General features: G+C 74.9%; 5 protein-coding genes. 4 read left to right on the top strand and 1 reads right to left on the bottom strand.

Features of this window, described 5'->3' with window-relative positions; translation table 11 throughout:
* Positions 1-80: 80 nt before the first annotated feature.
* Entirely contained in the window at positions 81-1,454 is a 1,374-nt protein-coding gene (locus HYE82_RS33645) for an MFS transporter (RefSeq protein WP_179178011.1), read from the bottom strand.
* A gap of 382 nt (positions 1,455-1,836) precedes the next feature.
* Here HYE82_RS33645 and HYE82_RS33640 point away from each other — a divergent pair, with 382 nt between their 5' ends.
* From HYE82_RS33640 to thpR, 4 genes are all read left to right on the top strand, one after another.
* Positions 1,837-2,748, top strand: a complete 912-nt coding sequence (locus HYE82_RS33640; protein WP_179178010.1) for a DUF3027 domain-containing protein — start codon at positions 1,837-1,839, stop codon at positions 2,746-2,748.
* 69 nt (positions 2,749-2,817) lie between these two features.
* On the top strand, positions 2,818-3,066 hold the full coding sequence (locus HYE82_RS33635) for a hypothetical protein (RefSeq protein ID WP_256988048.1): 249 nt from the start codon (positions 2,818-2,820) through the stop codon (positions 3,064-3,066).
* 140 nt (positions 3,067-3,206) lie between these two features.
* Positions 3,207-4,658 carry a flotillin family protein gene (locus HYE82_RS33630; RefSeq protein ID WP_179178009.1) on the top strand — a complete coding sequence of 484 codons (1,452 nt, stop codon included), beginning with the start codon at positions 3,207-3,209 and terminating at the stop codon, positions 4,656-4,658.
* 280 nt (positions 4,659-4,938) lie between these two features.
* Positions 4,939-5,502: an RNA 2',3'-cyclic phosphodiesterase gene (gene thpR / locus HYE82_RS33625; protein ID WP_179178008.1), complete on the top strand. Its 564-nt coding sequence runs from the start codon at positions 4,939-4,941 to the stop codon at positions 5,500-5,502.
* Positions 5,503-5,530 lie beyond the last annotated feature (28 nt).

Raw genomic sequence — 5,530 nt, 5'->3', positions numbered from 1 at the left:
GCCCGGCCCCGCCCGGCTCCGTCCGGCCTCGTGGGTGCGGCCCCCGGCCCTCGCCGGGCCGCGGCCCCGTCGGGCAGCCGTCAGGCCACGCGGGGACGGGGGGTGCCGGTGTGGTGGTGGCGGGGGGCCGACAGCAGGCCGCGTACGGCCATCGCGGTGCCCGCGGCGACGATCGCGGCGGCCACTGTCATCCCCAGCGCCCCGTTCAGCGGCAGCACGATGCCGATGCCGCCGCCCAGCACCCACGCCATCTGCAGCAGCGTCTCCGACCGGGCGAACGCCGAGGTCCGCACCGCCTCCGGCACGTCCCGCTGGATCATCGCGTCCAGCGACAGCTTCGCCAGCGCCTGGCAGAACCCGGCCGTGGCCCCCAGCACCGCCACCATCAGCCCGCTGAAGAACACCGCGGCGAGGATCGCGACCCCGAGGGTCAGCGAGAGCACGGCGGCGACGATGCCCTCGGGGGCGCGCGCCTTCAACCACGCGCCCACCGCCGTTCCGCTTGCGTTCCCGAGGCCCGCGCAGACGCCGACGATGCCCAGCGACACGGCCGCGCTCTGCCCCGCGAGCGGCTGCTCGCGCAGCAGGAACGCCAGGAAGAAGATCAGGAACCCGGACAGGCCGCGCATGGCCGCGTTGGCCAGCAGGCCGCACAGCACGGACCGGCTGACCGTGCGCAGCCCCGGCCGCTTCGAGTGCGGCTCGTGCGTGGACAGCCGGGCCCGCCGCTCGCCCTTGGCCTCGTCCACCTTGTGCGGCAGCGTGAACGCCGCGAACGCACCCCCGAGGAAGATCACGCAGGCCCCGTACAGCGGCCACTGCGGTCCGATCGTGTTCAGCCCGGCCGCGACCGGCGCCGCCGCGCCCGTCGCGAGCAGTCCCGCCAGCGTGACCCGCGAGTTGGCCTTCACCAAGGAGAACGCCGGCGGCAGGAGCCGCGGCACCACCGCGCTGCGCACCACCCCGTACGCCTTGGACGCCACCAGCACGCCCAGCGCCTCCGGATACAGCTCGATGCCGCCCGTGGCGACCGCGCCCGACATCAGCAGCGCGAGCGCCGCCCGCGCCAGCATCGCGGCGGCCATCGCGGCGCGCCGCCCGTGCGGCAGCCGGTCCAGCAGCGGACCGATCACCGGCGCCAGCACGGCGAACGGGGCCATGGTGATGGCCAGGTAGAGGGCGACCCTGCCGCGTGCCTCGTCCGTGGGGACCGAGAAGAACACGGTGGACGCCAGCGCCACGGTGATCATCACGTCGCCGGCGCCGTTGACGGCGTGCAGTTCGATCAGCTTGCCGAGGCCCGACTCGCCCGCCCCGTGCGCGTGCGTCGCCCGCCGGATGCCGCGCGCCGTACCGGTGACGGGAAGGTGCAGGGCACGCCCGATCGCCCGGCCGGCCCGTTTGGCCGGTCCCGAGCCGTCACGCGACGACCGTGCGGGTGCCACACTCGACATAGTGCCCCACACGCCTGCCGCGGTCCCTTCCCGGCGCGCTCCGGAACCGCGGCCGGGCCGGCCGTGGCAGGAGCCCGGAACCGCGTTCCGGTTACGGTCGCGTCGCAGGGTTGTCCGCGAATCGGACCTTGCATGTGGGCGACGGGCGTCGGAGGAGGTAGCGTGCGTAGCGCGCCACCGGCGGTTGCTCTTGGCCGCGCGCCTCCTCGCGATCCCGCAGAATGGATTGCAGGTGGGTGTGCCCGAGGCCGATCGGGCGCGGACGTCGACGCGGCCCTCAGGTCCGCTCCGCTCGCGCCACGTACGGACAGGACCGACGGGTCGTTGTGGACGACAGTACGGACGGCGCACTCGTGAGACGGCGTAGGAGAGAACGAGACCTGTGAGTGCTGCGACGACGCGAAGCCGTACCCCCGACCGCCTGTGCGCCGAGGCGGTGGACCTCGCCCGCGAGGCGGCCGAGGAGCTTGCCGCGCCCGGAGTCGTGGGCGAGCACGTGGCCGTGATCGCGGAGGGCGACCGGGTCGTCACGCACTTCTTCGAGTGCACCGATCTCGGGTACCGGGGCTGGCGGTGGGCCGTCACCGTCACCCGCGCCTCCCGGGCGAAGAACGTCACCCTCGACGAAACGGTGCTCCTGCCCGGCTCCGACGCCCTCCTCGCCCCCGAGTGGGTGCCCTGGAGCGAGCGGCTGCGCCCCGGCGACCTCGGCCCCGGCGACCTGCTGCCCACCGACGCCGACGACCTGCGGCTGGAGCCCGGCTACTCCGGCGAGGACGCCCCGCCGCCGAACTCCCCCGTCTCCCACGAGATGGCCGAGCTCGTCGAGGCCGAGGACGCCGACGTCACCGACCGCCGCACCGTCGTCCCCGCCCGCGGCTCGATCGCCGCCGTCGCCGAGGAACTCGGCATGCGGCGCGCCCGCGTCCTGTCCCGCTACGGCCTCCACACCGCCGCCGACCGCTGGGACGAGGGGTACGGTGCCAAGACCCCGATGGCGCAGGCCGCGCCCGCCTCCTGCGTCTCCTGCGGCTTCCTCATCGCGATCGGCGGCTCCCTCGGCCAGGCCTTCGGCATCTGCGCCAACGAGTTCGGCCCCGCCGACGGCCACCTGGTCTCCCTCTCGTACGGCTGCGGCGGCCACTCCGAGGCCGCGGTCATGCCGAAGCCGCTGCGGCCCGCACCGCCCGTCCTCGACTCCATGGCCGCGGACGAGTTCCCGCTGCGCCCCGCCCCCGACACCGGCTCCGTGCCGCCGACCGACCTCCCGGCCGCCGACCTCGGACACTCGTAAACCCCCGCCTCCGGGGGCGCCCGCAGCAGCCCCTCTGGCGCACCGGCCCCCACGGCGTACCCTCGCCGCATGGGGGACATCGTGGGCAGCATGGCGGGGGACGAGGAACGCGGCATGGTCGGGCGCGAAGGCCGCGTCACCGGTACGGTCGGGCCCGGCCTGGTGGGCGAGGTCATCGTGCGCATCCGGGGCGGTGCCGAGCACTTCCTCGCGTACCCGGCACCGGGGACGCGCCGGCTGCCCGTCGGCACGATGGTCACGGTGGTCGAGTACCAGCCGCCGCGCACCGTGTACGTGATGGCGGCATACGGAAACTGAGCCGGCAACAGGGCGGCACGGCCCTTTGCGACTCCGTACCAAGACGGCGACAACAGCGTGCAGACCTCTTCTGCCCGAGCCGACGCGGGCGCACACTCGCACCCTCGTCAGTGCCGAACGGCACTGTGCCAAGGGGGGAGTTGCCGATGCACATCGGCGTCATTGCAGGAATCGCTCTCGCTGCTGTCCTTGCCCTGATCGGCCTGTTCAAGCTCATGTGGCGGGTGGCCGAACCCAACGAGGCGCTGGTCATCTCCGGTTCGGCGCACAAGACCGAAGGCCTCGGCGACGGCATGGGGTTCCGGATCGTCACCGGGCGCGGAACGCTGGTCGTTCCCGGCGTCCAGGCGGTGCGGAAGCTGTCGCTGGACCTGAACGAGACGCAGCTGTCCGTGGACTGCGTCACCCACCAGGGCATCCCGCTGCGGGTGAAAGGCGTGGTGATCTTCAAGATCGGCGACGACCTGGTGTCCATCGCCAACGCCGCACGCCGCTTCCTGGACCAGCAGAAGATCATGCCGGAGCGGGTCCACATCGTCTTCGCCGGCCATCTGCGCGCCATCGTCGGCGGGTTGACGGTCGAGGACATGATCCGCGACCGGGAGAAGCTGACGGGTCAGACCCGGGCCGCCTGCGGAACGGAGATGGAGAAGCTCGGCCTGATCGTCGACTCGCTGCAGATCCACGAGATCGAGGACCCGACCGGCTACATCAAGAACCTGGCCATGCCGCACGCCGCCGCCGTCCAGCGGGACGCGCGCATCGCCCAGGCCGAGGCGAACCGGCTCGCGACCGAAGCCGAGCAGACCGCGTCCGCGCGGATGGCCGAGGCCACCCGCGACAGCGAGATCCTGCAGGCCGGCTACCAGGCCGAACGGGACAAGGCCGCCGCCACCGCCCGGCAGGCGGGCCCGCTGTCGGAGGCGGCCGCCCGGCAGGAGGTCGTCGTCCAGGAGACCCGGGTCGCGGAGCTGGAGGCGTACCGGCGCGAGCAGCAGCTCCAGGCCGACGTCCGCAAGCCGGCCGATGCGGCGGCGTACGAGATGCGGACCCGCGCCGAGGCGGAACGCGACGCGCGCATCTCCGCGGCCCAGGCGCAGGCGCGGGAGACCGAGCTGGCGGCGGCCGCGGAGGCCACGCGGGTGACGACCGCGGCCAAGGCGGACGCGGCAGCGACCGAGGCGCGGGGCATGGCGGCGGCGAAGGCGACCCGGGTCACGGGCGAGGCGGAGGCCGCTGCGACGGAGGCGAAGGGCCTCGCCGAGGCCGCGTCGGCCCGGGCGAAGGGCCTCGCCGAGGCCGAGGGGATCAAGGCGCGGGCCGCCGCGCTGGCGGAGAACCAGGAGGCCGTCGTCGCCCAGCAGCTCGCCGAGAACTGGCCGGCGATCGTACGGGCGGGCGCCGGAGCGTTCGAGAAGGTGGACCACATGGTCCTGCTGAACGGGGCCGAGGGCATGTCGGAGATGTTCACGAAGGCCCTGACGATGGGCGGCGCCGGCCTCGGCCTGGCCCGCCAGCTCCTGTCCACGATGACCCCGGCGCCGCCGGCGGACCCGACCCCGCCGACCCCCATCCCCGTCGCCGACGCCTGACCCGGGCACCTGACCCCGGACCCCGGGCCTGACCCCGGACCCCGGGCGCCGGGCCGGCACCGGCCGGCGGCGGGCGGCCGGCGGCTGTTCGCGCAGTTCCCCGCGCCCCTGTGAAGCGGCGCGTCCCCGACCGCCGGGCGGTGAGGCCGGGGCTCCCGAGCCCCCGCCCGGCGGCCACCCCGACCGGGCAGGGCCACCGAGGGCGCGGGGAACTGCGCGATGCGGCGGAACCCCGGCGCGGGGTGTACCGGGGCGGCGGGGGTGTGTCTACGCTCGGGACATGAGGATCTTCGCCGCCGTCATCCCACCGCGCACGGCCCTGGAAGAACTCCGCCGGGCCGTGGACCCCCTCCGCGACCGCCGCCTGCGCTGGACCGCGGAGCCGGCCTGGCACTTCACCCTCGCTTTCATGGGAGAGGTCCGCGACGAGGTCCTCCCGGACCTCCACGCCCGCCTGGCCCGCGCCGCGCACCGCACGGATCCGTTCCCGCTCCGCCTCCACGGCGTCGGCCATTTCGGCAACCGCACCCTGTGGACCGGCGCCGCCGGCGGGATCGACACGATGCGGCTGCTGGCCGAGAGGGCCGACGCGGCGGCCCGCCGGGCGGGCGTGCCGATGGAGCAGCACCGCCGGTACACCGCCCACCTCACCCTGGCCCGCGGTTACGGCACCACCCCGATGCGCCCGTACCTGGACGCCCTAGCCGACTTCGAGGGCACGTCCTGGCAGGTCACGGAGCTCAGCCTGGTCCGCAGCAACCTGCCGGCGGGCGGGGCGCCCGGCGAGCGGCCCCGCTACGAGGTCGTCGGGGCCTGGCCCCTGGGCGGCGCTCCCGCCGACTGACCCCGCCGCCCAGGGGCCAGGCCCCGAC

The organism is Streptomyces sp. BR123, from assembly GCF_013401435.1.
Classification (GTDB): Bacteria; Actinomycetota; Actinomycetes; order Streptomycetales; family Streptomycetaceae; genus Streptomyces.
Note: the sequence above shows the minus strand (reverse complement) of the source record. Positions and strands in the feature narration are given on the sequence as shown.